We start from the raw sequence: 24,471 nt of genomic DNA on the forward strand, positions 1-24,471 counted from the left end.
TACTCTTATATTATTCTTATTTTGATATGATTGAATTCAATTGCATAAAAACTATTGTATTTATCCTACAAAAAACAATGAAGCATCATGGAGTATGAATAGTTTTTATATGTTGGAGATTATAATAGACGATATCCTTAGCAGTTTGAAATTGGATAATTGAACCTTTTATTTCAGTTATTTTCCCTGTAAAATTGTTTTTTTCACTTAAGTTTAATACTATAAGTTTATTTCTTAAATTTCCAATTTGAGCCTCAAAAGTACTTGGGAAATGTTCGTTACATGCAGTAATTAAAAATTCATCATCTGTTAGTTGATACGGCTTCTGTTGGTGACTATAAGGTACGATTGTTTTTATATGTTTAATGGGAATATACATTTTTTTGTAAACGGGAGATTGAAATACAATATAATCATTTAAAATACTGGAGATATATCCATGGAATGGCTGATTATTTAACACCTGAATTTCTAAAAATGTCCCTAAAGATTTTGTTAGAACTTTTGCAAACGTCATTTCTTCATTTGAATCGTTAAATATTTTATCCTGTGTTATAGATGAAGGAATTTTAAGTCCATCTTCATTAACATCATCTATTTTTATCTCATGAATGTGATTAAAAGGAATATAAAAAAATTCTTTACCGTTAAATAAAACAACTAATTCACTACTGCTATCAATTATGATTCCTTTGAGTATTTTTTTCCCTGTTACTTCTAATTTAACGATTTCTTTATCAAAATCTTGAATCAAATTCTTCAAAGTCTCCCCTCCTCTATTCAAATATTAAGGCAACCCATAAATATAGACTAAATAAGCTTACAATTAACCCAATTGGAACAACAAGGATTGTAACTTTTAAATAATTTCCCCAAGTAATAAGGATTCCATGTCTTTTTAAAATAAACATCCAAATGAGCGTTGCTAATGTACCAATTGGGGTTAATAATGCACCAATATCACTACCTATCACATTTGCTAAATAAGCTACTTGTAAGTATAAAGGGTCAAGTCCCATCTCCATTATGGACAATGTACCGATCATCACTGTAGGAAGATTGTTAAAGACATTTGACAGGAATGTAGATAATAGTCCCATAATCATGGCTGCGTTTAAAATATCATGTTCTACTGATGTCTTAAAAGTTTTTATGATAATATCATTCAGTCCCACATTTTTAAGACCATACACTAGCACATACATATTAAATGCGAATAAAAAAATATACCATGGCGAATTTTTAATGATATCTGTTAGTCCTGTTCTCATTCTAAGCCATCTAACTGTAATTAAAATGGCAGCACCAAATAAACCAATCCATTCTATTGGAATACCTAATGGGGATAGTGCAAAGAAACTTGCCCTTGTTGCTACAACGATAATTAAGCATATTCTAAACATTTTCCAATCGATCGTTACATAGTCTGTACGAATATCTAGCGGATGCGAATACAAGAGCTGTTCATTTGTATTAACATTGATTGGTAGAGCCTTAGTTCTTTTAGGGATAGATCGTTTAAAATAGAAATATAATAAAAACGTAATAGTTATGATACCAATCATTGATGGAATAAATACCATTTCCACATAACTATTTAAACTAAGACCAACAATCTCTAATGCGATCAGATTAGAGATATTACTTACAGCAATAGGTGCACTAGCAGCTGTGGCAATAAGTGCACCTGAAATTAAATAGGGTAATGCTTGATGAGGTTTAAAACGAAGGAGCTTGACTATGTGTATAATTATGGGCGTTGTAATGAGAATACTTCCATCATTATTAAAAAGCATAGTCATTAAAAAACATAGCAAAATAATATACACGTATAGTCTAATACCAGATTCCTTGGATTTAATGACGATGTTATAAGCAATCCAACGAAAGAATCCTATACTTTCAAGTACAATTGACATCATGATCGTTGAAAGTATTGTCAGTGATGGACCACTGACAATACCCAATATCCCTAGGACATCGTTCCAAGATACAATACCTGTCATCAACACAATCACTGCACCGATCGTTGTTGGAATAGTTTCATTTATTCCAAATGGTCTCCACAGCATGAATATTATAGTTAAAATAAAAACAACCAACATGATAGTAATTGAACTATCCAACATTCACATCAGCCGCCTTATGTTTAGTAATGGTTGATGTGGTAGGATTGATTGTAATTTCTTTGCTACGTTCGTCAGGTTTCCTAAGAAATAATTTATAAAATAATCCACCAACGATAGAGAAGTAAAGGAGCATAATCACATTCCTTCCTCCTTTCTTTAGCTAGGCTTTGTACAAAAAAGTATTATCTTTTTCGATTTCTTGCATTTCTTCCCTTATTGTTTACGCTATTATTGTTGGTAGTATTATTGTTTGTTGTTTCATTATTTCCTTCATTTTTATTTTCCTCTTCTTTTTTACTAGTACCTAAACTAATATTACGAACGTGATACATGGCAAGGCGGATAATTTCATCTTTTGAAAAAATGGTAATATAATCATCAGTGACCTCTTCCATTATGCCCTCTAGCATTTCTGGTCCACCACGATTTACTTTAACCCATTGATGTAGAAAATTACTAACAACTGTTTTAAAATTAGTTGGGAGTAAGTAGGAATCATCTTCTGGATCTTCAACTTTAAATTCCATTCCATCTCTTGAATTGACCGTAATACTTTTTATGTGCTGCGTTTTATAATAAACAATACCGTCTTTTTCTGTTAGTAAAACAAAATGATCCTCACCTGCTGTCAATAACTTGCCAATACGCGATTCTGGACCTCCCCTATCAACCCTAACAACTTTGTCAACTAATGAAATAAGCAGATTTCTGTTCATTATTTTAGCCTCCTATTTTTATTGTCTTGCTATCTATATGTGTGCTCCGATAAATACCTTATTGGAAATGCCTAAGTAGGTAAAAATATACTTTGAACTCCCTTACCAGTTCATATTTCTCGCATCCATTTTGGCAATGGTGTAGTTATCAACGCTGTCTTTAATTGCTCAATAAAAAAGCAAATTCATTATCGAGTTTCTGGTTAAAATTTGTTAAAATAAATAAAGGGATATGACATTCCTTTGCTCGAAGTAGATTTTTAAAAAGCAAATAAGTCATACACATGGTAATATATAAAGAGAGGTACTTATAAGATCCAAATGATTGAAGAAAAAGCTAAAAATGAAGATGGGTAGTTTATGGGTCCTCGTTAAATTCAATTTATTATGTAATCTTAAATAAACCTTATATAATCAATGTTATCTTTAAAGGAGGGATTGAAATGATAGCATTCACTTGTAATGCTTGCTCTAGAACGACTTCTTTAGGTCAAAGAGGTCTAGTTTAAGTTATACGAATAACATAAAATTGAATGATCTCTTTAGGCCATAGATTAACAAAATAGCCTAAGAATCAGGAGAGATTTCAAATGGAAAACCAAACAATTCAGCCGTTTTTAACGGTCGCAAATTATCACTTACTAGAACAACAGTTAAATAAAATTTTACATGCCCTTACGACAACAAAGGATAAAAATGTTATTCTTGCCGTACGTGGGCTTGTTGATACTGAAATTACAACTAAATTAGAGCTTTCCGCCGAGGAATTAAAATTAATTGAACAGCTATTTGCTGTGACAGATCGTGCGCAGGGAGATGCATTTTTAGAACAATTAAAACCATATGTCATCCCGTTCAAGCCAGTGACAGCCAGCACGCTCAAGGCTCTATTTAAAAAAGAAAAAAGCTAAAGTTACCAAATTTAGAAGAACTGGATTTTCAACAAATTTGCTATCTTGCTTGGGATGATCCAGGAACACATCGTAAATATGTTGTTCTTGAACAAAATGGACAGCTAAAAGGCATTAAGGGCATATTTGCCAACAACACTGTGCGTGGTATATGCGCCATCTGTAATCGTCATTCAGATGTCGGCTTATTTACAACGTCCATTAAAGGCCAAGTGGTAGGCACATTTACCAACCATAGTAATTACATTTGCGCCGATAGTAAAACATGTAATGAGCATGTCACAGATATGGACAGAACTCACGAATTTTTCGAACGTATTACACAAAAATAGCGAATTAATAAAGGCAGAAATGTTGTGCATGCAACATTTCTGCCTTTTGTATGGTCATAGGTTCAACTATGCGTATAGCGATAAATAATGCAGGAAAGGTCATAAGGAAAGTGACTGATATTGAATGTGGTAGCTTTTGCTGGTTTGGACCTTCATAAAATCCTGTAAATTGTAATTTATTGTGATAAAGCACAAATAGGATCATATATATAGCTATCACTGGTAACCAGCCATTCTCTACACTTAATCTCAACTGAATAAAGAAGCCTTATGACTCCCCAAATTAGACATCCTAAATTGTTTTAAGTGCATTCATCTTTCATCACGATCTATTTTTTTGCATTTTTATATAGAGCCAAAAAATATTGGCTATCTCTTCAGCCTCGACAGTATAGATTGTGTCAGTAAATGCATTACGAAATGGTTTTAGCATAATTTCTAACACACTAATCCTAGGCTTTTCCCGACCCATTTCTTCTAAAAGCAAAGAAGTTAGTTCGATGGATTGTTGGGGAAGCTCGACAGACGACATGTTTTTATCAAACTTCCCCAATTTCTCTAGTATCATGTCTTTCGTTACCATCTTGTTTTCGAATTCACTTTCGATCAAATACATATCTTTTGGATTAAAAAAACCTCACCACATGCTATCATCTCTGGAAGGAAATTTTCTACATATCTTAATGATCTACAGATTACCTTTTTGATATCGATCGTCGTATTCGTTGCTAAATTCCAGTAAAAAGACAAGTATTGAAATGTACCGAAAAATATCACGGCACATTCATAGTAATAAGGCTTTCCGTCCTCGCCATAAATATCATACAATCTATTTTTTAACCATGTGATTTCATGGAAACGATGATCCGCAAGAATTTTTTGTAACTCTTCATCATGTAAAAAAGAGATTTCACGAAATAATGGCATTAAATTATATTTTTCCTTAATTCTTAATGAAGCCATTAACTGATCAACCAAAATTTCGACATCATTCATTTTCTGTCCAACAAGAATTTCCTCTTTTAAAACATCCCTCTCTCGCCGATTTTGTTCTAAAACGGCCTTCAAACATTCATTCTTTGATGAAAAATAATTATAAAATGTCCCTTTTGAAATATTGGCTCTATCTAAAATATCTTGCACAGAGGTATGTTGATAACCTTTTTCCGTAAATAACTGTATTGTTGATTCGATGACTACTTGTTTACGATCTTTCATACATTTCTCCAATCTCCAAACCTATTCCAATTATACTAGTAAAACTGGATTTCTCAACATCGTCTATGTATGTAAGTTTTAATTGATCTATCATACCTTACGGAATTGCATCTTCTCTCATTTCATCAGGAATTAATTATTTTGATTAGTACATTTAAAATACATATGTAGAATAATTGCCATAATCATCCCTATGCCACAAACTATATAATTGAATGTAGATGAGAATGAAAAGATAGTCGATATGCTAAAAAAAACGAAAAAATAAATGATCAACAAATTTGAAGCTATTTTCCTTCCAAATTTCATAAAAATCACTTCCTCAATGTAAGTTTTGGTTTATTTTCCATATGAGGTAGTCTTTTAGAAGAAAACTACCTGCCATTTACTTCGACCAAGTTTTTTTAAAATTTACGGATACTAAAGCACCTTCTGGTCAAACTAATTTTCAGGAGGTGATTTTCAATGGCAAAAAATAATAACAACAACCAAAACTTCAGCTCGAAAATTCCTAATGCAACGCCAAATGCAATGAATTCAATGAATGTTGAATTCGGGAATGAGACTGATGTGAACCAAGTTAGACAACAAATTCAACAAGCGGAAGCGAAGAAACAACAAGCTTCTGGTTCAAGGAATGCAATGAATTCCATGAACGTTGAATTTGGTAGTGAAACTGATGTGAATCAGGTTCGACAACAAATCCAACAAGCGGAAGCGAAGAAACAACAAGCTTCTGGTTCAAGAAATGCAATGAATTCCATGAACGTTGAATTTGGTAGTGAAACTGATGTGAATCAGGTTCGACAACAAATCCAACAAGCAGAAGCGAACAAACAACAAGCTTCTGGTTCAAGAAATGCAATGAATTCCATGAACGTTGAATTTGGGAGAGAAACTGATGTAAATCAAATCAGACAACAAATCCAACAAGCGGAAGCGAACAAAAAATTTGCTTCTGGTCGTTTTGCAAACGAAAATAATACAAATAATCAATAGCTCCACAACCGGCAACCACTGCCGGTTTTTTTGTTTCCAAGGAACTCCTATTAAAAGTATGCACAATCCTTTGAAGTACATGTATCGTCATTTCTTCATGATCGAATCCCATTCGTATATTGGTCCTTTACATCCTTTTTGACACAACTAAAAAGCATCCACCAAAGAGGATACTTAGTGTAAAAAAACATTTATAAAATACATTATTAAACAGCCTGTAACAAAAGCATTAAACATCAACGCAATTTTGGCTTGAAACTTAATTTTAAAAACAGATACTAGAAATTTATATAAAAAAGAAAATATTGTCAAAACTACAAAATGACTTATTGAAAACAAAAAACTCCATACAACTAAAGAAAGAGTACTCAAATCTCCTGGATAACTATCTGCAGCTGTAAACCTTACACTGCCCATAAAAAGCACTGTTACCCATTGCATACAATAAGTTAAAATAAGTCCTATTACAAAATAAACTATGTACGATAAATATTTAGACATTAACTTATGATCCATTCCACACTCCCAAAATAATCTCGTTTAATACATTAACGATATTCCCGTCCATTTGTTCCATACCCATCCAAATATTCCGATATTATTCTGAATTTCCTCGTAAATCAAGTATTTTGATCACATAATCTTGCTTACCACCTACTGAAACGACATCAACTTAAATAACTTTAAGCAACTTATAATAGCTTTACAATGAACAAACTCCTCATTTTTTTACATGGTATATCTAATGAGGATTAAAATAGATACCTCTTTTATTTTGGTAAATACGTCGAGAAGTTTCAACCTAAAATAATTGAGCTTTACCTCTTCTAGACCCATACTCTAGATCTACTATAAAACCCTTACACTAATCTTAAAATAACAATAGACATGCTGATAACAGCCGGAATGCCTGCATTTCCATTTAATAAAGGTTTTGGGCTGTCATCAATATTTCTTAAAGTAAGAACATCAGATGCATTTAAAGGTGTGATTACTTGACCATTTATTATCAAAGGGCAATAAACTATAAATCCCAAGTGTACTTAGCATATAAATAATAGTGTTAAGCTAAACTGGTTTAACTTGAGACCTCCCGAATTTTTACTTAGGGTCACCACTATCCCGGGTGACCCTTTTATCGTTACTTTATTCATATACATCTTATAGGATAGACATCGGTCTAGTATTATAATGACTAATATCTGTATTGAACATATTTTTCACTCCACCTTCCTTATTGTCTATATAACTGTATTCGATATGAATAATTTATTTATAAGAGAGGAGGTGAATATAAAATGGCAACATTTGAAATTGGAGCGAGAGGCATTTTCAATTTTCGAAACGAACGCTTTTTCCTATTAGTTGAAGATGAAATCACAATTCCAGAAAAAGGTGTGGAGATTGATCCAGTTAATATCTATGAAATTGACGAACAAACTTTCAATTTTATTAGAGATGAAGGAGATACACCTGTAGTTGTACCACGTTTTAATCTTCCTCCTGTACCACCTGGATTTGAATTAGAACGAAAATGTATTTTTACAGTCGATAATTCTTACTTTGTGATATATGAATTAGAAAATGGCACTGATAACTTTGTTATGTTAAGAATCGGTGCAGCTTTATTTAACTCATTGAGAAATTCTGGTGTTCATGAATGTATTCCTCAAAATTTCATTAATTAATATTTCCACCCGATGTAGTGGACACCATTTTGTGTGGGAAGACTTTAAATAATAATTATCTTATAATCTTCGCTGCTTGCCTAAGTAAAATTATTATTATTCATCATAGTGAAAATGATGTAAAGCAAGGGTCCATCATCCTTGCTTTACAGTTTCTATATACAAACTTGCCACCAAGAAGCTTGAAATTTCGAGAGCTGTAGCGTCTACAAACGCTACGGCCTTTTTTTATGTTATATTCTCCAGAAATATCTTACAAGGCATGTAAATGATGTATTTAGAATATGATGCATTGTCGTTTGCGCTTCTTTTCCTAATAGAAATACGCTACCCGGTGTGAGTAGCGCTTCAAAATATGAAACCATCTAGTAGTCAATTATTTTTTATACAATAGTTTTAAAATATTTTTTGTAAACTCTTCATATGAAGTATTTTTTCCCCGCAGGTTATACCACTTTCGAATCGTTTCTACTAACCAGAACGGCACAGAATTTCCGTCTATTAGATGATAGTATTGCTCATATCCTTTTTTTAAATGCTCCCATCGACAATCATTGCCTGGTTGGGTGTATTCAGAGACATCAATTATTTTAATTCTGCCATTTTGTAATAAAATATTTTTTAAATGAATATCACGAGGGTTAAGGCCCTTCATCCGGACATAATCTCTTGCAGCCTCCACTTCATATACAACCTGTTCTGGAATATGAATACCTTGTAGAATACAGTCAAAGAGCGTTTTTCCTTTTTCATAACTTAAAACAAGGTATTCGTCGGATGATGCAAAACATGTTGAAAAGAAAGGTGAATCTCCTAATATTCGGTAAACATTTGCTTCAACTTTTACCTTGTGTACTTTGTCCTTGGCATATAATTTAAATGCATAAGCTGGAGCGGAAAGATATTGAAAAACAGCCGCATCTGTCCCTACACCGATACACCTCAAATCATCCGCTTCACCACTTATAGTTACTGGCTCGTTATTTGGATTTGAAAAAACGTTTATTTGAGAAAGAGAACCTATAGCTTTGTTCCAGTCGTTTTCCATATTATCTCTCCCATCATTTGGATTGAAGAAGGATTATAGAATACTATCTCCTAAATGTCGCACTATATCCTTAGTTTCCCTACACGTCCACTTCAAAACATTAGGAAAACGATAAATTCTTCCAAAATACATTCTTCTTATGGAAGTATACTGCTTCAATGGCTAGAGAAGAACCAATGCCCCTCTTCCTCTTTATCAGTAACAATTACCCTTAACCATCTTCATTAAAAACTTTCAAAGTATTTGATTTACTTCTATTGTTGCTCTAGATTGCCCTCAATTTATCGAGAACTGTGGAGGGGTTGCTTTAATCAAAGTAGATAACTCTAAAAAATTCATCTAGTATTTCTGTTTAATGTCACTTCAAACCTAGTGACCCTTTTTAACGGTCAAATCGTCGCTTGCTTAATGAAAATTTCTGTATGCAAAAGATCTCACTATTTTCTTTAAAAAATAACTTAAACAAAAAAACACTCGCTATGTAAACGAGTGTTTCGCATCCTTCTTGACTACCACTTAGCTGGTTTGTTTTTTTCCTTCTGAAGTTATTTATTCCCTTTTTTAAAGAAGTTTTTTGCTTCTTCTAGTTGCTTTCCCGGTAATGTCCGTTGTAGTTCCTCTTCTAACCAAGCTATTGTTTTACTTCTTAAATAATTACGCATTTGTTCTTCAGCTTCAAGCATTACACTATTAATCGTGCAATTCGATTGACCTGTACAGGATTCACACTGTTCGTTTGTTTTTTGATAAGCAAAATTCGCTTTAATATTCTTACACTGAAATATCGGATCTTCACCTTCTACGGCACGCACAACATCCCAAAATGAAATATCTTGTGGTTTTTTATTGAGTCGATACCCTCCTTTTACTCCAGATACGGAACTTACAATTCCTTCCTTGGACAACTTCCCTAAAACTTTTGAAAGATAGGTCTCTGATAATCCTTGAAATTCAGATAAATCTTTTATGCCAATACTTTCATTTGGTGGTACATCAATTAAATAAACAAGACTGTGTAGCGCATATTCAACCATAACACTATATTTCATTACTTCACCTACTTAAAACATTATCCTTACCATGATAGTAACACATTTTAGAAATACATAAATGAATCAGTTTGACAAAAGATAGTTAAAAGCGTATATTGTAGACAATATTAATCAACGATTAATTTAATCTACGATTAATTCAATCTTTATTATATGGGAGGATTTTTGTGTAGTAACTACTTTGCTCAAGCACACCCCAAAGTGGATTCAAAGACTTCTATGAGACAATTTCTACAAACTGATAAAAAAATAAATAGGATCATGAAGTAGTTAATCAAATTAATCTATATAGAGAGGTTGTTTTAGATAGGTAGTTAACAAAGTCAATTGAATTAGCTAATAAATAATGGAGGGATTCACAATGACACAACGTATAAATTACTATGAAATTGCACCGGATGCTATGAAGATCATGATGGAAATGGAAAAATACACGAAGAAAAGTGCTATCGAAAGAAAACTTCGTGAACTCATTAAAATTAGAGCCTCTCAAATTAATGGTTGTGCCTATTGCATCAACATGCACACTGCTGATGCTAAAAAGATGGGAGAAACGGAACAACGTTTATACTGTATAAGCGCTTGGAGAGAATGTACATTTTATTCAGAGGATGAAAAAGTAGCATTAGAATTAACGGAACATATTACACTTATTCCAGAAAAACGAGTTCCTGATGTTTTATATGAACGTGTACGTAAGCATTTTGATGAAAAAGCGTATGTCGATCTAGTTATCTTGATTAATCAAATTAATAGCTGGAATCGAATTTCTATAGCGATGGGCAATGTAGCAGAATAAGGAATGGCTGCCTTAACAGGTAGCTATTTTTCTTTATTAGTTGCTCCAGTTAGGAAATAAAAAAATTTCCCGGGTAAGCGCAAGAAATGACAAGTTCAGTACCACATTCCACCAACAAGCGACTGATTTCTTCATTATCCTTCGCTCTGGTTCAATCATTATTTCTTCTTTAGAAGGCTTCGTATGGGAAATTATCGTTTTCATTAAAAGACCTAAACGCTGATATAACAACGATTTCGCATAAAAAATGTCTACGAGAATTTTCGGTGTTTTATCAACCACTTAGGTTTCCCAGAGTTCAAATTGGATAGTATCTTATCGTTGCTTTATTTTCAAATTTTCTTATCATATTTTGATTTTAATAGTATGAAGTGAAGAATAAAATGATTAAATTCAGACCCTATTCGATAGTCTGGCTTTTAGTTATTGAATCCGGAACTTTTTCAAGATCGAAACCTTTATTCAAATACAATCTTTGCTGTGATGAAGTAATTGAATAAAATGTTATAAAATTTACACAAAAAGATATTTATGTAAATGTTATACTAAATTTGTAAGGACCAATTTTAACTAGGGAGAGGGATTTTGCTATGTCCGAAAACAAGCATTTTATTGTTAATGAAAATGATGTGAAATTTTCCGTTATAATACCCGCTCATAATGAAGAAAAGTATATAGGTGGATGCCTAGATTCAATTGCAAAAGCTGCACAACTTTATAAAAATCAAGTTGAAGTGATTGTGGTGCTTAACCGTTGTACTGATAGAACAGAGGAAATTGCAAAGTCATACAATTGTGTAACATTGGTAAATGAAGATAAAAATTTATCCAAAATTAGAAATGCGGGAGCTGCTTTAGCAAATGGTGAAATCCTAATTACAATTGATGCAGATACTCGAATGACTGAACATTTTTTATCCGAAGTTGAAAAGCATCTAGCTTCTAATCAATATATTGGAGGAGGAGTAAACGGAAATTTCGAGAGAGTGTCGCTCGGAATCATTGTATCTACCATGCTATTGATAGTTCCCTTATTGTTTAAATATGGATTTATTTCTGTAGGGATTTTTTGGTGCTATAGAAAGGATTTCCAAGCAATTAAAGGTTTTAATGAGAATATGCTGATGGCTGAAGATGCTGATTTTGCAAAACGATTAAAACAATTTGGAAAAACAAATGGAAAAAAATACGGAACAATAAAGAATGGTATGATCACTTCTTGCAGGCGTTTCGACCATTATGGGGACTGGATTTTACTTAAACGACCTAGTCTGATTTTAGCTTACTTAAAAGGCAATAATCATAAGGCAGCAAATGAAGCCTATTATGATGATCAAGCAAGATGATGATTAAACTCAATAATGTTACCTTTTAAAACGGTAACAGCATATATTATGCATAATAAAATTGTTTCATTTGAATTAAGCTATTAAACCTAATAGTAACCAGGCACTCATTCGAGTGCCTGGTTTTTAGTTTATTGCTTCTAGAAATTTACCAAAATGAAACCCTTTAATCGCCGTTACCAAAGAAACACACCCGATTGTTGAACAATCCTTTATTAAGGCTCAATATCTTTCTGACACTATTGATGAATAAAATAATATAAGTGATGACAGCTTACTGCTACTACCTCTAGTCTTAGTACCTCTCTAAGCATTTTTTTTGCACAAAAAATATTTGTGGATGTAAATGATTTGAACTGCGACTATATGCAAGTGGAATAAATATACATAGAGATGAAATGATGTTGATACACGTATTAAAGTGTGTTACTTTAAATGGTAATAATAGTTAAAGGAGGCGTTTTATGTGATTAAGGAATTGTTAGTAAAGGGCAAACTTTTAAAGGGGAAAACGCATAGCTAGCCCTCTAAACTGCGAAACCCCCTACTATTGAAAGGGGTATTATTTTGAGCGAATCATCAACAGAGATTTCCATTCGTCATTTCAAACATGAAGATATGCCTTTACTTGGCGAGTTATATCAATTAGTAACTGCAAAAGAAAATGCAACGTTTTGGTGGGTCGGTGATGAAGATAATTGGCGTAACGTTTATTGTGCATTTGAAAATGGAAAAATGGTCGCTAAGGGGCAAGTAAGCATAATTAACGTTGTCCCCCCTGGTCGTTCAAAAGAAAACAATCACTCTCTATACATTAATATTAAAACTATTCCCGAAAGAGAAAGTGACTTTGATTTACTCGATAAAGTCTATCAGTATCTTTTCTTTAGAGCCAATCAATTAAAGGATAACTTACCTAAAGAATATGGAACAATACTTTGTGTTGGTAACGATTCAACAGAAACAGCAAACAATCAATTTTTTATCCAAAAAGGATTCCGTCATCTGAACAGTTTGTTTCGCATGAATCGTGACTTGAATAAACCTATTCCTGAATTATTTCTCCAAGAAGGCTTTCAATTTTCGAATTGGAAGATGGAGACATCTCGCGAGGAAAGAGATTACCTAGATGTAGAAGCTGAAATTTGGCCTGACACTCCACTAGGACTTAATAGATTAACTGAATACAAGAAAAACAAACTATGGACATCGATGATCATACGTCAAGAAGATACCCTTGTGGGCGGACTAATGGTATGGCGAGAGAATGACTATGGTGTAATAGAGGATGTTTTTGTCCGTGAACCATGGAGGAAGCGCGGCATCGCTAAGTTTTTGCTTACACAAGCTTTGAGTTATCTAAAATCTCATCAGATACATTCCGCTACCCTGATGGTATTAACTACAAATAAGTCCGCTTTATCTTTATACGAATCTGTTGGATTTTATACGGCTAATGAAGAGATAAGGTACTTTACAACATTGAATTAGATTAAAAAAAAGAGGGGTAATCCGCCCCTCTTTTTTATTTCCGCTAATACAATCCAGATTTAATTGTCCTTCTGAAAAACAGTGAATAGTACTCCACATACGTGGTATAAATTGCATCTGGCAAGGATTCGTAAGTTAGATCTTCGCTATCCATTTCATAGTCACATGATCTTTTATCATTGTTCTGGTTCCTCACAAAATCATTTAAGTAACTTTTTAAGAACAAATCTTTTGTTAAACAATAAATTCTAAACCAATTATTCAATTCTAATTTAGGACATGTTAACAAGAAAAGTTACAAGCGACACAATCAGTTTTGTGATTATGTATAACGATATATAACAAAAAGCCATCTATCTAATTAATTTCGATAGATGGCCATTTTTTACTTGTCAAATCAAATTTATGCAGCTGGGACGTTTATCACGAATACTTTTGGATTTCCAACATTAGATATTGTATCGGTATCAGTTTGAGCCTGCCCTTGTACTTGAGCTTGTAGCTGCGCTGAAATTTGAGCTTGTAGCTGTGCTTGAATTTGTGCTTGAGCTTGAATTTGTGCTTGAAGCTGAGCCTGAACTTGAGCTTGTGCCTGAATTTGAGCTTGCAGTTGCGCTTGAATTTGGGCCTGAGCTTGCACTTGTGCTTGTAGCTGTTCTTGCTGTTGATCGATTTTTTGGAGTTGTACAAGAATATCTAATAAAGTATTCTCTGTATAATGACCATGTCCTTCATAATCATCATACCTTTTCTCCTTGTAATGGCACATACATTTATACCCTTTGCATTTACAATTCCCCATAAAATCACCTCCTCTCAATGTGTTCCTTCTATATTATGTTTAAGAACAACTATAGTAAGGGCAAGTGTTTGTTACGCATTTTTTCAATAAATTATTATTTGAATATACATACAAATTAATATCAATAGATAAGTTAAACGTCCTTAGAAAACTTTCAGACTATGTAAATGGTTTTCAATACAGCTTCAAGATATATAATTGCATTACAAATATCTAATAAAATACAAAAAACCAGATTCCATTGAATATGGAATCTGGTGTCAACACATTTGGGAACATTATTAACGGTAGTTCCTAGTGTATAAAAATTATTAATCTTTATTTAGGTGTAACTAAACGAGTTAACCAATATGACTTTTTTACATCATCTTTGTTAAAGAAATATCAGTTAAATGAAATATAACTACCTTTTAACATTTACTACTTTGTATCCAACAAATAAGATGATAAACCAAACTGGTGCGACATATAGGGCAACACGCATATCCGGAATAAATGCCATTAACACAATGACCATTAATAAGAATGCAATGGCAAGATACGTAGAAAGTGGATAGAGCGGAATTTTAAATTTCAGTTCCGCTACTTCCTCTTTCGTTTTTGACTTTCTAAATTTCAATTGGGCTAATAAAATAATCATCCAGCTCGTTATGACTGCAACAGTCGCAACAGCAGAAATATAGATGAACACTTTTTCGGGTACTACATAGTTTAAGACAACCGCAATTAATAACATCGCAGAAGAAAATAAAATCCCTCTTCGCGGACTACCGTTTTTACTTACTGTTTTAAAATATTTTGGACCATTTTTTTGTACTGATAAGTTGTGTAGCATACGTCCTGAACCATATAAACCACTATTAAATGCAGACATTGCTGCTGTAATGACAACAAAGTTAATAATGTGAGCCGCAGCAGGGATACCAACGTAATCGAAAATTTGAACGAATGGGCTACCTTCTGAACCAACTTCGTTCCAAGGATAAATAACCATCATAACGCCTAATGCACCAATATAGAAAATTAAAATACGCCAAACGATATTATTAATAGCTGAAGGAATTGACTTCCTAGGATTTTTGGCTTCTCCTGCGGAAATACCAACTAACTCAACCCCACCGAATGAGAACATAACTAATACTAGTGACATTAAAATACCATGGAAACCATTTGGCATGAAGCCACCGTGTGCCCATAAATTGTCGAAGCCAATTGCTTCACCGTGGTTACCAACACCAAAGAAAATAATAGCTAATCCTAGAACGATCATACCGATAATCGCCACAACTTTAATCATCGCAAACCAGAATTCGAATTCTCCGTAAGCTTTTACATTTGCTAAGTTTACAAGCGTCATAATAACAAGTACTACAAGGGCAGTTACCCATTGTGGGATATCAGGGAACCAGTAGTTAATATATACACCGACTACTGTTAATTCTGCCATACCAACGACTATCCACATGAACCAATACGTCCAACCAGATAAGAACCCTGCAAAGCGTCCTAAATATTTATTCGCGTACGTACTGAATGAGCCTGACACAGGTTCCTCTACTGCCATTTCGCCCAATGCTCTCATAATTGTGAAAATAACTAATCCGCCAATTAGATAAGCTAGTAAAATAGATGGCCCAGCCATTTGAATGGTTGAACTAGAGCCATAAAATAAACCGACCCCAATGGATCCGCCAAGTGCAATTAATTGTATGTGCCGAGTACTTAATCCGCGCTTTAGCTGTGAATCTTGATGATTGTCTTTCATAATGACTAACTCCTATTACGTTTAGATTTTCAAATACTTGCTCAAAAAAGGAATAAAAAAACGCCCTTTTGGATTAACCAAAAGGACGATTCAACTCGTGTTACCACCTTTAATTTATAAGCAATTCACATTACTTACCTTAAGAAGTACGGTCAATTGACGATACTCTCGCACATGATTACGGGTGCTCACCGGCGTAGCCTACTAAGAATAATCTTTTCGGTACACAGCTCCAAGATGAATTCTCAATCGTTTTACATGCACCTCTCATCAACCGGTAACTTTCTGTTCGTAAAAATAATTGATACTATTTCTTTTCATTGCCTTTGTTCTATACAAATATTTTTGAATTGTTTTTCATTTTACAGCAAAAAATTATATTGTCAATATAATTTTTAAAATTTCTTCATAACCTGCTTAAATTACCTATAACATTTTACTATAGTACAACTTACCACTTAAAAATAAAGGAACTATCTCAACAAATGTTTGTAAAATTCTTTTAAGAATGTTAACAACAATTCTGACCCTTTTCATGAAGAATGATGCTTTCCTTATTGACTAAAGATGCGCCTGTAAATTGAGTACTAATTTGCTTCTATTAAGTTAAATAAACAAGAAACTACTACTTTCTCTAATTTTCTGCTTATGGCTAAAACGGGTTCTCACCTTTTACGAAAGGGATAAAAACTACATAATTGGCCCCGATAAAAATCAGCCAAAAAAAGACAGATGTAAGTCGTTGTTTAAAAAGGATACTATTCTTAAATAGAAATAAAGCGACAATCAACGTGTACAAGACAAATAGAATATAGGATACCCCGAACCAGTTCACCCATACATTGCCCATAAAGTTAATTCCAAAGCCCTCGTAAATAGGTTTTAAAACATAAACTGTGAAAAGCAAACCGATTGCCAATAGGGAAATAATTTCAATTGTTCTAAATACAACTTTTTTTAATTCATTCAAAAGAATCCTCCCAATAGAACATTTTTCCACTATCTTATCTAAACTTTAACCTAGATATCTAAATACTTCTTTTTTAAGTGTTATGCCATAAAATGGACCTTTTACTGTTTCAATTTAAGAATTGTGTTGGACTTGCTATGCCCATCTGTATAATTCTCCCCCTTAACGATTATTAAGACAAAAGAGATTTATATATCTCTCCTATCATACCTTCCATTTGATGAACACCCAAATCTGCATTCGTCATTATGACCGCACCTTTCTCTAAATAAGGAAATGCCACCATCATACATTGAAAACCCACTCCCCAACCGAGTGAAGTAATTTCTAGTTCTTTTTCTGAGCCTTCAAGAAACACTCCTAAACCAGTCCAACTTTTACCTTCTTGTGGGGTTATCACTTCTTTTGCTAAACTTTCCGTAATGCCAATTTTGCTTTCTCCTTTTACAGCATTCATTAACTCAAGAACTAATTCAGCTATATTCGAAGAAGTTGTCCATAAGCCAGAAGCCGCTGGGTAAGGATATGTAGAATATTTTCCATCTACTAATTCCCCGTTTTTGTTGTGACCACAAGAAAATTTCTGTGTATCCCCTTCCAACATTGTTGTAATGTAGTGGCTATTTTCCAGCCTTAATGGTTCAAATATTTGCTCCTTCATTACTTGATGAAATGGTTTCTCAGTAACATCTTCTATTAGTTGCTGAATAATACAAAAACCAGCGTCCGAATAATGAAATTCGCTTCCTGGTTCACACTTTACACGAATAGGAGACTTACAATACGTCGTTTTCCCCTCTAACAATTCAACAATCGAAGGAAAGCTGATTTTTGAATTTAGTTCAGGAAAACTACCTTCAGGGTCTTTAATTCCAGATTGATGACTAAGTAAGTTTCTCAATGTCACTTTTTTATTTTTAGTCAAATTATTTTCCGGCACTTTCCACGATACCAGACTTATATTCACATCCTCATCTAAACTAAGAAGTTCATCCCCTACTAGCTTCATAGCAAGCATCCCTGTAAAGAACTTGCTAACTGAACACGCATTAAAAATAGAATCTTCTTTTACCTTTCTGTTGCTTCCCACTTCTAATAAACCGTAATTTTCTACTCCACTTAATTTACCGCCCTCAAGCAATGTGATACTTAAACCTTGGATATTATAATGCTTCATTCTTTCTTCGATGTTTATGTTCTTTATTCTCATAATTATCCCCCCTTGCATAAAATTGAATAGAACGTATTTCCCGTTGTCTTGCTCAATATAGTTATCCATAATAATCCCTAAACTGATAGAAAGTATAGTTGTTCATTGTTGCGTCTGCGAGAATTAAGTAAAAATAAAAAGCCATTCAAAATAAATGGCTTAATCATTTCAGCACGACACCCATTAGTACCGTTGTTGTTCTCCACGAAGGAAATCATTAATCTTTTTCCGTACTATTGCTGGAGGAATTAGTTGAATATGGTCACCTTTATCGTCACATGTAAAAATGCCTTTGAAAACTTCGGGCATGGCATCGTACTGTTTTTTTAATTGTTCATTAAATTTTTTGAAAGAGTCATATGGATAGTTTTCTAGCAAGTAAGGTATCAGAAAAGATGATCGTAAGATTTCATATTCCTGATAATTATATGGAGTACTTTCAGCACGCTTTTTTAAGATTTCCAACATCTTATTCATTAAAATGGCAACTTCTTCTTCGCTTGCAAAGGCCGCATATCCTCTAATGGCCGTAAGCCGCATATCCAAATATCGCTCTTTTTTATATACTTTTAGAAAAAAGTCCTTTCCGTTCTCAGGCAAGTCAATAACTAATTGCTTTAATAATGCGTTACGTTTGGCAATATCCTTTGTATGAAAGTATGTTTCCATTGTTGTATTTTTTTCATCCATATATCTCACATCCATTCCTAAGCTAAAAGGCTACCTCTTGTTTTTCAAAAAGTCTAAGCTTAATAGTTACTGTGTTACTGTTACCTCATGTCTTTACGATATTTAGTTTATAAAGAGTTAATCTTTTAAAATTAATTTTAACATAAATATCCAAAAATCAAATTACCATAAGGAAAAATTTGAAAGAGAAAGATTAATAATCTAAAAAAAACTGACAACCAATGTTGCCAGTAAAAAGAAAAGATGTTACCTACCTTTATGTTTATTTTTAGACTTTTGAACCTTGATATTCCTAATATACTCTTTACGTTCTTCTTTCAGTCGTTTGCTGGTAACAGATTTTTCTTTTTTTCTGATTTCAAATTCTGCTTTAAGAGCTTCTTCAGCCTTAGTTGAAATACTAGGTTTTTTAAGTTCTTTAGCTACTTTTCTTTGAAGTCTTTTCGGATTGATTTTTTTTACTTTATCTTGTTTGATCGGTATTCCACCATGTTTATCATTTTTAATAAAATCAAACAAGTTTTTATTTACAAAATCTAAGACTTCGTGGTCTTTAGGTTCATTGCCGAAAACATACCTATATGCTTTATATTTGTTTTCAGAAATGTTTTCTATTAGTCCTATATAAAATTGGCCATCATAATAAATGGTTAGTTTCATAGTAGGTCCCCCCTCATTAAATAAACTTGAATGATGGACATCCCGAGGAGGGGAAGGCTACTGACATCGAAATTGATGCATCCGGACTACCAACCGAATCGTGTTTTTTCATTCAATTATGTATTATAAATGATTTAGTATTTTTTGTAATGGAAAATAAAAAATTCGATTATAACTTGACTTAAAGTAGACAAAAAAAGGTAATTGACATAATGTAAATATCTAATGTTGATCAAATCATTCTACTACGGATGCTTCGAGAGTACTTAGTATAGTTAAAATTTGGTCTTTGGCCCGTAAATCATTCACTAATATTTTAACGTTTTTTATATTACCTCTAAATCTATCTACTACTCATCCCTCAAAAAGAGGTAACTGCTCGATACTCATTTTTCAGAACAAAAAAACACCCGATTTCGGATGCTTTGATATTACTTTTTATATTTTAGTCTTTAGTAGAGCCCTTAAACCATTCTCTAATATCTTGATATTTTCTATATTACCCCCACAATCTATGTAATTTGACCACTTCGGATAATAAATATTAAATAACTGATTACCAATGTCAGATAAATTTGATTTACGAATTATTAAATCCTCTTTTAAAGACCCATTCTCATTAAAAGGTTCCAAATTTATTAAACTATTATCTTTTAAAAATGTCATAAGGACTTTTGTTAGTTCCATTACCTGTAGTTGATAACTTCTTGATTTACTTCTTTTAAGTAGAGTTGAATAATTAAATCTCAATATATCCATTACAATCCCCCCTCTCTTAATCGTATGAAAGTACTTCAATTTCTCTATCGCCATGTAATAACGAAATACGTTTTTCCACCTCTTCATCCTTTTGTTCATATTCCCTAATTCAATAATTTAGCGAATATAGTTGCTTACCTATAACTAATAATTCATACATAAACATTTATTTATTCAAGTAACAAATTCTTTAAATCTGATAAGCTCCTTTTTTGTATCTTACATGCCTTGCATAAATAAGTTTCTATATCTCCATATTGAATAATAATTTCATTATATACATCCTCTAAATATTCTTGCCGAACTTCTAAAATTGGCTTTACCCTCTCTGTAGATAATTGAAAAAGACTCATCCATTTAATCATTTTCTCAATTTTTTTCATTTTAGGTGCTATTAAATCATTAGAGAACAAATATTCTTCCATTACTATTTTATATGGTACTCCAACGAGCAATTGAATAATTGCAGAAATGAATCCTGTACAATCCTTTCCCCCTGTGCAATGTATTAAAGCTGGTATATTATTTTGTTGAGAAAGTAATGTTATAATCTCATTAATTTTAGAATTATTAATAAAAGCCATGCTATGGTACATATCTTTCATAAGTTGTTCAAATTTAATTGAGTTTGATTTACACACTAGAAATTTAAAAAATTCAAAATGTGTGAATTCCTGACTTTTATCTTGAATCGATATATTTATAACCTGTACACCATTCTCTGAATTTAATTTGCTAGGTTTTGATTTTTGTTCTTGTTCTGTTCTTAAATCACATATTAATTTTATTTTTAATTGATCAAATACCTCAATATCATTTTGAGTAAGCCTTGATAATTCATCTGACCGAAAAAGGATACCTTTTTTCATTCTTCTTCCTTCATTAGTTTTAAATCCCCCAATGTCTCTAAAATTATAAAGTCCATCAAACTGAACTGAATTTTCTCCTTTAGTTCTCATTATAGTTTTCTCCTTTAAACATATGACTTTTAATGTTTATATAGTCATATAAAAAATAAAAAGAAAAAATGTTAACATGGCTGGATGTTTACATTTTAGTTAGACTATATATGGTATAGTCTATATGATATGTGACTATAAATCCATAAAAAGTCATAATAATTTTTAAAGGAGCCCTAAAATGCCGAAATTCACTGAGAATGAAAAAGAGCAAATTAGACAAGATCTTTTTGTAAAAGGACGTGAAATTTTTATTAAGTATGGTCTTGCTAAAACTAGCATAGATGAGATAATACGTGAATGTGGAATAGCTAAAGGGACTTTTTATAAATTTTTCAGTTCCAAAGAAGAACTTTATTTCGAAATATTAATAAATGAAGTAGAAGTTCGAGAAACAGTCCTTAATGAACTGTTTCGGGAAAATCTTTCATCGAGAGAACTATTAAATTCATTTTTTCATTTTTCCTTTGATTCAGTTGATAAAAATCCATTTCTCCAAAGTGCTTTTCAAAATGATGAACATGAAAAACTTACTCGTAAGTTACCTGCTCAGATGTCAGAATTTAATCAAAACAATGCTAAGAGAGGTATTCATGCTGTAAATGCACTAATTAATCAAGGGATGTTACCAAAAGAGGACCCAAGAGTAATAGTTGGTATCATGCAGGCGGTGATGAGTTTACGCCTACACAAAAAAGATATTGGGGATGATATATTCCCAATTGTGAAGGATAAGATAATTGAATTTGTTATAGAAGGTTTATTAAAAGAAAAGAATTAGTTCTCTCTGAACTCTGAATTTTCCTAACGACCATCATCACAATATCAGAAATGAATTCTTTTTTGGGGGTGGATTTCCATTAAATCTAGTATCAAAAACTGCCCAAACTATGATATAAACTTCAATATCGTTACGGACACGAATGTTGATTACTGTTTGCAAATCACAAAGCCTTTTCTACTTCAACAGTGTGACCCTTAATAGTTTCTTTTCTCATGTTGAGGGTAATGAATAATTTTTTTAATTTTAACCATACTACCTTTGCTTTAGTTAAACTAAGAAAAGGATGTGTAAGTATGGGTATTATGGGTGGAAATCCAAAAGACGAACCATTGCATTATGGTGAAGTATTTAGTGTTTGGTCGGGTTTAGTTGTAAACTATGGTATTATTTCTGGCTATCAAACATTTTATAATCATGCTGGAGATGAAGATCTAAAAAAAATTATTGAAGATATTATTGAACTTTGTAGAGATGAAGTAAGACAATTAGAAAAAATTCTAAAAACTAATGGTATTGCTCTACCTCCTGCTCCACCCGAACGACCTGTTGCAAGGATGGAAGATATTCCTCCTGGAGCAAAATTTAATGATCCTGAAATAAGTGCTGCACTTACAGCCGACCTTGCTGCAGGATTAGTTGCATGCAGCCAAGGGATGGGAACTTCTACTCGAGAAGATATTGCACTAATGTATGGTCAATTCCATACAGCAAAAGCCCAAATCGGTGCCAAACTACTTCGTCTTAATAAAAATAAAGGTTGGTTAGTTCCTCCACCATTACATGTAGATTATCCTGAAAAATAATTTTTATTTTCTGACAAACCGTCTCCCCAGTATTAAACTGGGGATTTTATGTTGTATAGGAAATTTCAATCTATACACATTATTACGCACTAGCTGTGGTGCTGGTTGACTGTCACGGCCTCCGAATTACTTAGGGTCACTACCAGCTCTGTGACACTTTTTTAGTTTCTTTCTTCAAATTGTTCAGTAAATCTCCATGCATATCCAATCTAACTCTATTATTAACCTCTAATGTCTTTAGACCAGAAACTATTTTTCATTCTCCCCTCCTTAATGTCCAAACAACTGGATTTGATATGAATAAAATATTTATAGAATAGGAGGTGAATATAAAATGGCAACATTTGAAATTGGAGCGAGAGGAATTTTCAATATACGAAACGAACACTTTTTCCTATTAGTTTAAGATAAAATTACAATTCCAGAAAAAGGTGTGGAGATTGTTCCAGTTAATATCTATGAAATTAACGAACAAACTTTCAATTTTATTAGAGATGAAGGAGATACACCTGTAGTTGTACCACATTTATCTTCCTCCTGTACCACCTAGATTTGAATTAGAACGAAATTAATTAAACCACTCTTTTCAAATACCAATAAAAAAGCCACATCATAATAGATGTGACAAATTGAAATATTATTAAAAAAAAAATGTATAGCATCAAGAATCCCCATTGGATAAATAATTGGACCCAAAAAGTTATTGTTTGATATTGGCTGAAAAGTAAGGAAAGTATTATAACGTAAAGAAACAAGTGAATAAATGTGAATACTTTATAAGCCTTTGAATCTTCCATATCTTTAAGCACGATAAACAATCGCCACTCAGAGCGTCTTATTGCGTCCATTTCGTGCAAAAGAAATAAAGAAAGGTTAAATAAAAAAAGTACGAGCAATAAATCAGGCATATAAAACCTCCTAAATCTATATATACCGAATGTTACAATAAAACTACTTTCGAAATACCAAGTAAACATGCCAAAATATGTCGATATATAGTCTCAAAGAAAGTGGACGAAATTCACATGATAACCACTCCTTTAATTAAAGAAGATTTGAATTGAAACAAATACTGAAAATAAAAATACCGCAATATGGAACCAACCAGAAACTTTTCTCTCTCTTTGAAATTCTTTTATTCCAAGAACTAAGATCAATAATCCTAAGAAGAATAACACTAGGAAACTCAACTGATAATCACTTGTGATAATTGAGTAAGTTGATAGTGATATTACTATGATTGAAAAAAGAATTTGTAATATTGTTAGCAAATTTACCATCACCTTTTAAATATTGTATTTTGATTATACAATACAACGGATAATATGGATATAAATCCC

General features: G+C 32.6%; 26 protein-coding genes, 1 pseudogene and 1 other annotated feature. Of the genes and pseudogenes, 10 read left to right on the forward strand and 17 right to left on the reverse strand.

Features of this window, described 5'->3' with window-relative positions; translation table 11 throughout:
- Positions 1 to 85: 85 nt before the first annotated feature.
- From ABC382_RS04725 to ABC382_RS04735, 3 genes are all read right to left on the reverse strand, one after another.
- The gene (locus tag ABC382_RS04725; protein ID WP_274797003.1) at positions 86 to 763 is read right to left on the reverse strand and encodes a DUF2642 domain-containing protein; all 678 of its coding nucleotides are present in this window, start codon (positions 761 to 763) and stop codon (positions 86 to 88) included.
- 13 nt (positions 764 to 776) lie between these two features.
- On the reverse strand, positions 777 to 2,126 hold the full coding sequence (locus ABC382_RS04730; RefSeq protein WP_274797315.1) for an arsenic transporter: 1,350 nt from the start codon (positions 2,124 to 2,126) through the stop codon (positions 777 to 779).
- A gap of 185 nt (positions 2,127 to 2,311) precedes the next feature.
- On the reverse strand, positions 2,312 to 2,845 hold the full coding sequence (locus tag ABC382_RS04735; RefSeq protein WP_274797002.1) for a hypothetical protein: 534 nt from the start codon (positions 2,843 to 2,845) through the stop codon (positions 2,312 to 2,314).
- Positions 2,846 to 3,435: 590 nt separating this feature from the next.
- Here ABC382_RS04735 and ABC382_RS04740 point away from each other — a divergent pair.
- On the forward strand, positions 3,436 to 3,756 hold the full coding sequence (locus tag ABC382_RS04740; RefSeq protein WP_412926627.1) for a hypothetical protein: 321 nt from the start codon (positions 3,436 to 3,438) through the stop codon (positions 3,754 to 3,756).
- A 35-nt stretch (positions 3,757 to 3,791) separates the two neighbouring features.
- Positions 3,792 to 4,088, forward strand: a complete 297-nt coding sequence (locus ABC382_RS04745; protein ID WP_412927252.1) for an FBP domain-containing protein — start codon at positions 3,792 to 3,794, stop codon at positions 4,086 to 4,088.
- 606 nt (positions 4,089 to 4,694) lie between these two features.
- Here the strand turns inward: ABC382_RS04745 and ABC382_RS04750 are convergent.
- Entirely contained in the window at positions 4,695 to 5,306 is a 612-nt protein-coding gene (locus tag ABC382_RS04750; RefSeq protein ID WP_412926628.1) for a TetR/AcrR family transcriptional regulator, read from the reverse strand.
- 465 nt (positions 5,307 to 5,771) lie between these two features.
- Between ABC382_RS04750 and ABC382_RS04755 the strand changes: the two genes are divergently transcribed.
- The gene (locus ABC382_RS04755) at positions 5,772 to 6,305 is read left to right on the forward strand and encodes a gamma-type small acid-soluble spore protein (RefSeq protein WP_322610927.1); all 534 of its coding nucleotides are present in this window, start codon (positions 5,772 to 5,774) and stop codon (positions 6,303 to 6,305) included.
- 174 nt (positions 6,306 to 6,479) lie between these two features.
- Here ABC382_RS04755 and ABC382_RS04760 read toward each other — a convergent pair whose 3' ends face one another.
- Positions 6,480 to 6,821 (reverse strand): hypothetical protein, encoded by a 342-nt coding sequence (locus ABC382_RS04760; RefSeq protein WP_322610928.1) that lies wholly within the window; start codon positions 6,819 to 6,821, stop codon positions 6,480 to 6,482.
- A 782-nt stretch (positions 6,822 to 7,603) separates the two neighbouring features.
- On the opposite strand from ABC382_RS04760, the gene ABC382_RS04765 reads away from it, so the two are divergent.
- Positions 7,604 to 7,993, forward strand: a complete 390-nt coding sequence (locus ABC382_RS04765; RefSeq protein WP_274796996.1) for a spore coat protein — start codon at positions 7,604 to 7,606, stop codon at positions 7,991 to 7,993.
- 376 nt (positions 7,994 to 8,369) lie between these two features.
- On the opposite strand, the gene ABC382_RS04770 is transcribed toward ABC382_RS04765, so the two are convergent.
- Complete coding sequence (locus ABC382_RS04770) at positions 8,370 to 9,041, reverse strand: serine/threonine protein kinase (protein ID WP_322610929.1); 672 nt, start codon at positions 9,039 to 9,041, stop codon at positions 8,370 to 8,372.
- Positions 9,042 to 9,586: 545 nt separating this feature from the next.
- Positions 9,587 to 10,090, reverse strand: coding sequence for an Rrf2 family transcriptional regulator (locus ABC382_RS04775; RefSeq protein WP_322610930.1), 504 nt, complete (start codon positions 10,088 to 10,090; stop codon positions 9,587 to 9,589).
- Positions 10,091 to 10,454: 364 nt separating this feature from the next.
- Between ABC382_RS04775 and ABC382_RS04780 the strand changes: the two genes are divergently transcribed.
- The 3 genes from ABC382_RS04780 (at position 10,455) to ABC382_RS04790 (ending at position 13,729) form a co-directional block, all read left to right on the forward strand.
- Positions 10,455 to 10,892, forward strand: coding sequence for a carboxymuconolactone decarboxylase family protein (locus ABC382_RS04780; protein WP_322610931.1), 438 nt, complete (start codon positions 10,455 to 10,457; stop codon positions 10,890 to 10,892).
- Between the two features lie 590 nt (positions 10,893 to 11,482).
- On the forward strand, positions 11,483 to 12,238 hold the full coding sequence (locus tag ABC382_RS04785; RefSeq protein ID WP_322610932.1) for a glycosyltransferase: 756 nt from the start codon (positions 11,483 to 11,485) through the stop codon (positions 12,236 to 12,238).
- A 567-nt stretch (positions 12,239 to 12,805) separates the two neighbouring features.
- Positions 12,806 to 13,729: a GNAT family N-acetyltransferase gene (locus ABC382_RS04790; protein ID WP_322610933.1), complete on the forward strand. Its 924-nt coding sequence runs from the start codon at positions 12,806 to 12,808 to the stop codon at positions 13,727 to 13,729.
- A 403-nt stretch (positions 13,730 to 14,132) separates the two neighbouring features.
- Here ABC382_RS04790 and ABC382_RS04795 read toward each other — a convergent pair whose 3' ends face one another.
- The 8 genes from ABC382_RS04795 to ABC382_RS04830 all read right to left on the reverse strand — a co-directional run bounded on the left by ABC382_RS04795 (position 14,133) and on the right by ABC382_RS04830 (position 21,544).
- Positions 14,133 to 14,531 carry a hypothetical protein gene (locus ABC382_RS04795; protein ID WP_322610934.1) on the reverse strand — a complete coding sequence of 133 codons (399 nt, stop codon included), beginning with the start codon at positions 14,529 to 14,531 and terminating at the stop codon, positions 14,133 to 14,135.
- A gap of 403 nt (positions 14,532 to 14,934) precedes the next feature.
- Entirely contained in the window at positions 14,935 to 16,296 is a 1,362-nt protein-coding gene (locus ABC382_RS04800) for an amino acid permease (protein ID WP_274796989.1), read from the reverse strand.
- Between the two features lie 78 nt (positions 16,297 to 16,374).
- Positions 16,375 to 16,626, reverse strand: a binding site (T-box leader).
- A gap of 322 nt (positions 16,627 to 16,948) precedes the next feature.
- Positions 16,949 to 17,266 (reverse strand): hypothetical protein, encoded by a 318-nt coding sequence (locus ABC382_RS04805; RefSeq protein ID WP_268637294.1) that lies wholly within the window; start codon positions 17,264 to 17,266, stop codon positions 16,949 to 16,951.
- A 172-nt stretch (positions 17,267 to 17,438) separates the two neighbouring features.
- On the reverse strand, positions 17,439 to 18,476 hold the full coding sequence (locus ABC382_RS04810) for a serine hydrolase domain-containing protein (RefSeq protein ID WP_322610935.1): 1,038 nt from the start codon (positions 18,474 to 18,476) through the stop codon (positions 17,439 to 17,441).
- Between the two features lie 183 nt (positions 18,477 to 18,659).
- Entirely contained in the window at positions 18,660 to 19,166 is a 507-nt protein-coding gene (locus ABC382_RS04815) for a hypothetical protein (RefSeq protein WP_322610936.1), read from the reverse strand.
- A 246-nt stretch (positions 19,167 to 19,412) separates the two neighbouring features.
- A complete protein-coding gene (locus ABC382_RS04820; protein WP_322610937.1) occupies positions 19,413 to 19,826 on the reverse strand; it encodes a YjdF family protein in 414 nt (137 codons plus the stop codon).
- Between the two features lie 438 nt (positions 19,827 to 20,264).
- Complete coding sequence (locus ABC382_RS04825; protein WP_322610938.1) at positions 20,265 to 20,585, reverse strand: hypothetical protein; 321 nt, start codon at positions 20,583 to 20,585, stop codon at positions 20,265 to 20,267.
- Positions 20,586 to 20,755: 170 nt separating this feature from the next.
- Positions 20,756 to 21,544, reverse strand: coding sequence for a tyrosine-protein phosphatase (locus ABC382_RS04830; RefSeq protein WP_412926629.1), 789 nt, complete (start codon positions 21,542 to 21,544; stop codon positions 20,756 to 20,758).
- Positions 21,545 to 21,725: 181 nt separating this feature from the next.
- On the opposite strand from ABC382_RS04830, the gene ABC382_RS04835 reads away from it, so the two are divergent.
- The 3 genes and pseudogenes from ABC382_RS04835 to ABC382_RS04845 all read left to right on the forward strand — a co-directional run.
- Complete coding sequence (locus ABC382_RS04835; protein WP_322610940.1) at positions 21,726 to 22,325, forward strand: TetR/AcrR family transcriptional regulator; 600 nt, start codon at positions 21,726 to 21,728, stop codon at positions 22,323 to 22,325.
- Between the two features lie 296 nt (positions 22,326 to 22,621).
- The gene (locus ABC382_RS04840; protein ID WP_322610941.1) at positions 22,622 to 23,131 is read left to right on the forward strand and encodes a DUF3231 family protein; all 510 of its coding nucleotides are present in this window, start codon (positions 22,622 to 22,624) and stop codon (positions 23,129 to 23,131) included.
- Between the two features lie 334 nt (positions 23,132 to 23,465).
- Positions 23,466 to 23,697, forward strand: a pseudogene (locus ABC382_RS04845) (spore coat protein); the annotation flags it as partial.
- Positions 23,698 to 23,703: 6 nt separating this feature from the next.
- Here the strand turns inward: ABC382_RS04845 and ABC382_RS04850 are convergent.
- Both ABC382_RS04850 and ABC382_RS04855 read right to left on the reverse strand, forming a co-directional pair.
- Positions 23,704 to 24,108 (reverse strand): DUF6713 family protein, encoded by a 405-nt coding sequence (locus ABC382_RS04850; RefSeq protein WP_322610942.1) that lies wholly within the window; start codon positions 24,106 to 24,108, stop codon positions 23,704 to 23,706.
- A gap of 63 nt (positions 24,109 to 24,171) precedes the next feature.
- Positions 24,172 to 24,411: a DUF3953 domain-containing protein gene (locus ABC382_RS04855; RefSeq protein WP_322610943.1), complete on the reverse strand. Its 240-nt coding sequence runs from the start codon at positions 24,409 to 24,411 to the stop codon at positions 24,172 to 24,174.
- Between the last annotated feature and the right edge of the window lie 60 nt (positions 24,412 to 24,471).

This window comes from Lysinibacillus phoenicis, from assembly GCF_047238325.1.
GTDB classification, from domain to species: Bacteria; Bacillota; Bacilli; order Bacillales_A; family Planococcaceae; genus Lysinibacillus; species Lysinibacillus irui.

Bases quoted from the DNA above. Each gene is read 5' to 3' on its own strand.
- ABC382_RS04785 (WP_322610932.1), top strand. From the start codon at position 11,483: ATGTCCGAAAACAAGCATTTTATTGTTAATGAAAATGATGTGAAATTT.
- ABC382_RS04775 (WP_322610930.1), bottom strand. From the start codon at position 10,090: ATGAAATATAGTGTTATGGTTGAATATGCGCTACACAGTCTTGTTTAT.
- ABC382_RS04795 (WP_322610934.1), bottom strand. From the start codon at position 14,531: ATGGGGAATTGTAAATGCAAAGGGTATAAATGTATGTGCCATTACAAG.
- ABC382_RS04830 (WP_412926629.1), bottom strand. From the start codon at position 21,544: ATGAGAACTAAAGGAGAAAATTCAGTTCAGTTTGATGGACTTTATAAT.
- ABC382_RS04765 (WP_274796996.1), top strand. From the start codon at position 7,604: ATGGCAACATTTGAAATTGGAGCGAGAGGCATTTTCAATTTTCGAAAC.
- ABC382_RS04780 (WP_322610931.1), top strand. From the start codon at position 10,455: ATGACACAACGTATAAATTACTATGAAATTGCACCGGATGCTATGAAG.
- ABC382_RS04820 (WP_322610937.1), bottom strand. From the start codon at position 19,826: ATGAAACTAACCATTTATTATGATGGCCAATTTTATATAGGACTAATA.
- ABC382_RS04840 (WP_322610941.1), top strand. From the start codon at position 22,622: ATGGGTATTATGGGTGGAAATCCAAAAGACGAACCATTGCATTATGGT.
- ABC382_RS04825 (WP_322610938.1), bottom strand. From the start codon at position 20,585: ATGGATATATTGAGATTTAATTATTCAACTCTACTTAAAAGAAGTAAA.
- ABC382_RS04850 (WP_322610942.1), bottom strand. From the start codon at position 24,108: ATGTTTACTTGGTATTTCGAAAGTAGTTTTATTGTAACATTCGGTATA.
- ABC382_RS04800 (WP_274796989.1), bottom strand. From the start codon at position 16,296: ATGAAAGACAATCATCAAGATTCACAGCTAAAGCGCGGATTAAGTACT.
- ABC382_RS04810 (WP_322610935.1), bottom strand. From the start codon at position 18,476: ATGAGAATAAAGAACATAAACATCGAAGAAAGAATGAAGCATTATAAT.
- ABC382_RS04835 (WP_322610940.1), top strand. From the start codon at position 21,726: ATGCCGAAATTCACTGAGAATGAAAAAGAGCAAATTAGACAAGATCTT.
- ABC382_RS04855 (WP_322610943.1), bottom strand. From the start codon at position 24,411: ATGGTAAATTTGCTAACAATATTACAAATTCTTTTTTCAATCATAGTA.
- ABC382_RS04735 (WP_274797002.1), bottom strand. From the start codon at position 2,845: ATGAACAGAAATCTGCTTATTTCATTAGTTGACAAAGTTGTTAGGGTT.
- ABC382_RS04750 (WP_412926628.1), bottom strand. From the start codon at position 5,306: ATGAAAGATCGTAAACAAGTAGTCATCGAATCAACAATACAGTTATTT.
- ABC382_RS04770 (WP_322610929.1), bottom strand. From the start codon at position 9,041: ATGGAAAACGACTGGAACAAAGCTATAGGTTCTCTTTCTCAAATAAAC.
- ABC382_RS04740 (WP_412926627.1), top strand. From the start codon at position 3,436: ATGGAAAACCAAACAATTCAGCCGTTTTTAACGGTCGCAAATTATCAC.
- ABC382_RS04760 (WP_322610928.1), bottom strand. From the start codon at position 6,821: ATGGATCATAAGTTAATGTCTAAATATTTATCGTACATAGTTTATTTT.
- ABC382_RS04755 (WP_322610927.1), top strand. From the start codon at position 5,772: ATGGCAAAAAATAATAACAACAACCAAAACTTCAGCTCGAAAATTCCT.
- ABC382_RS04815 (WP_322610936.1), bottom strand. From the start codon at position 19,166: ATGGATGAAAAAAATACAACAATGGAAACATACTTTCATACAAAGGAT.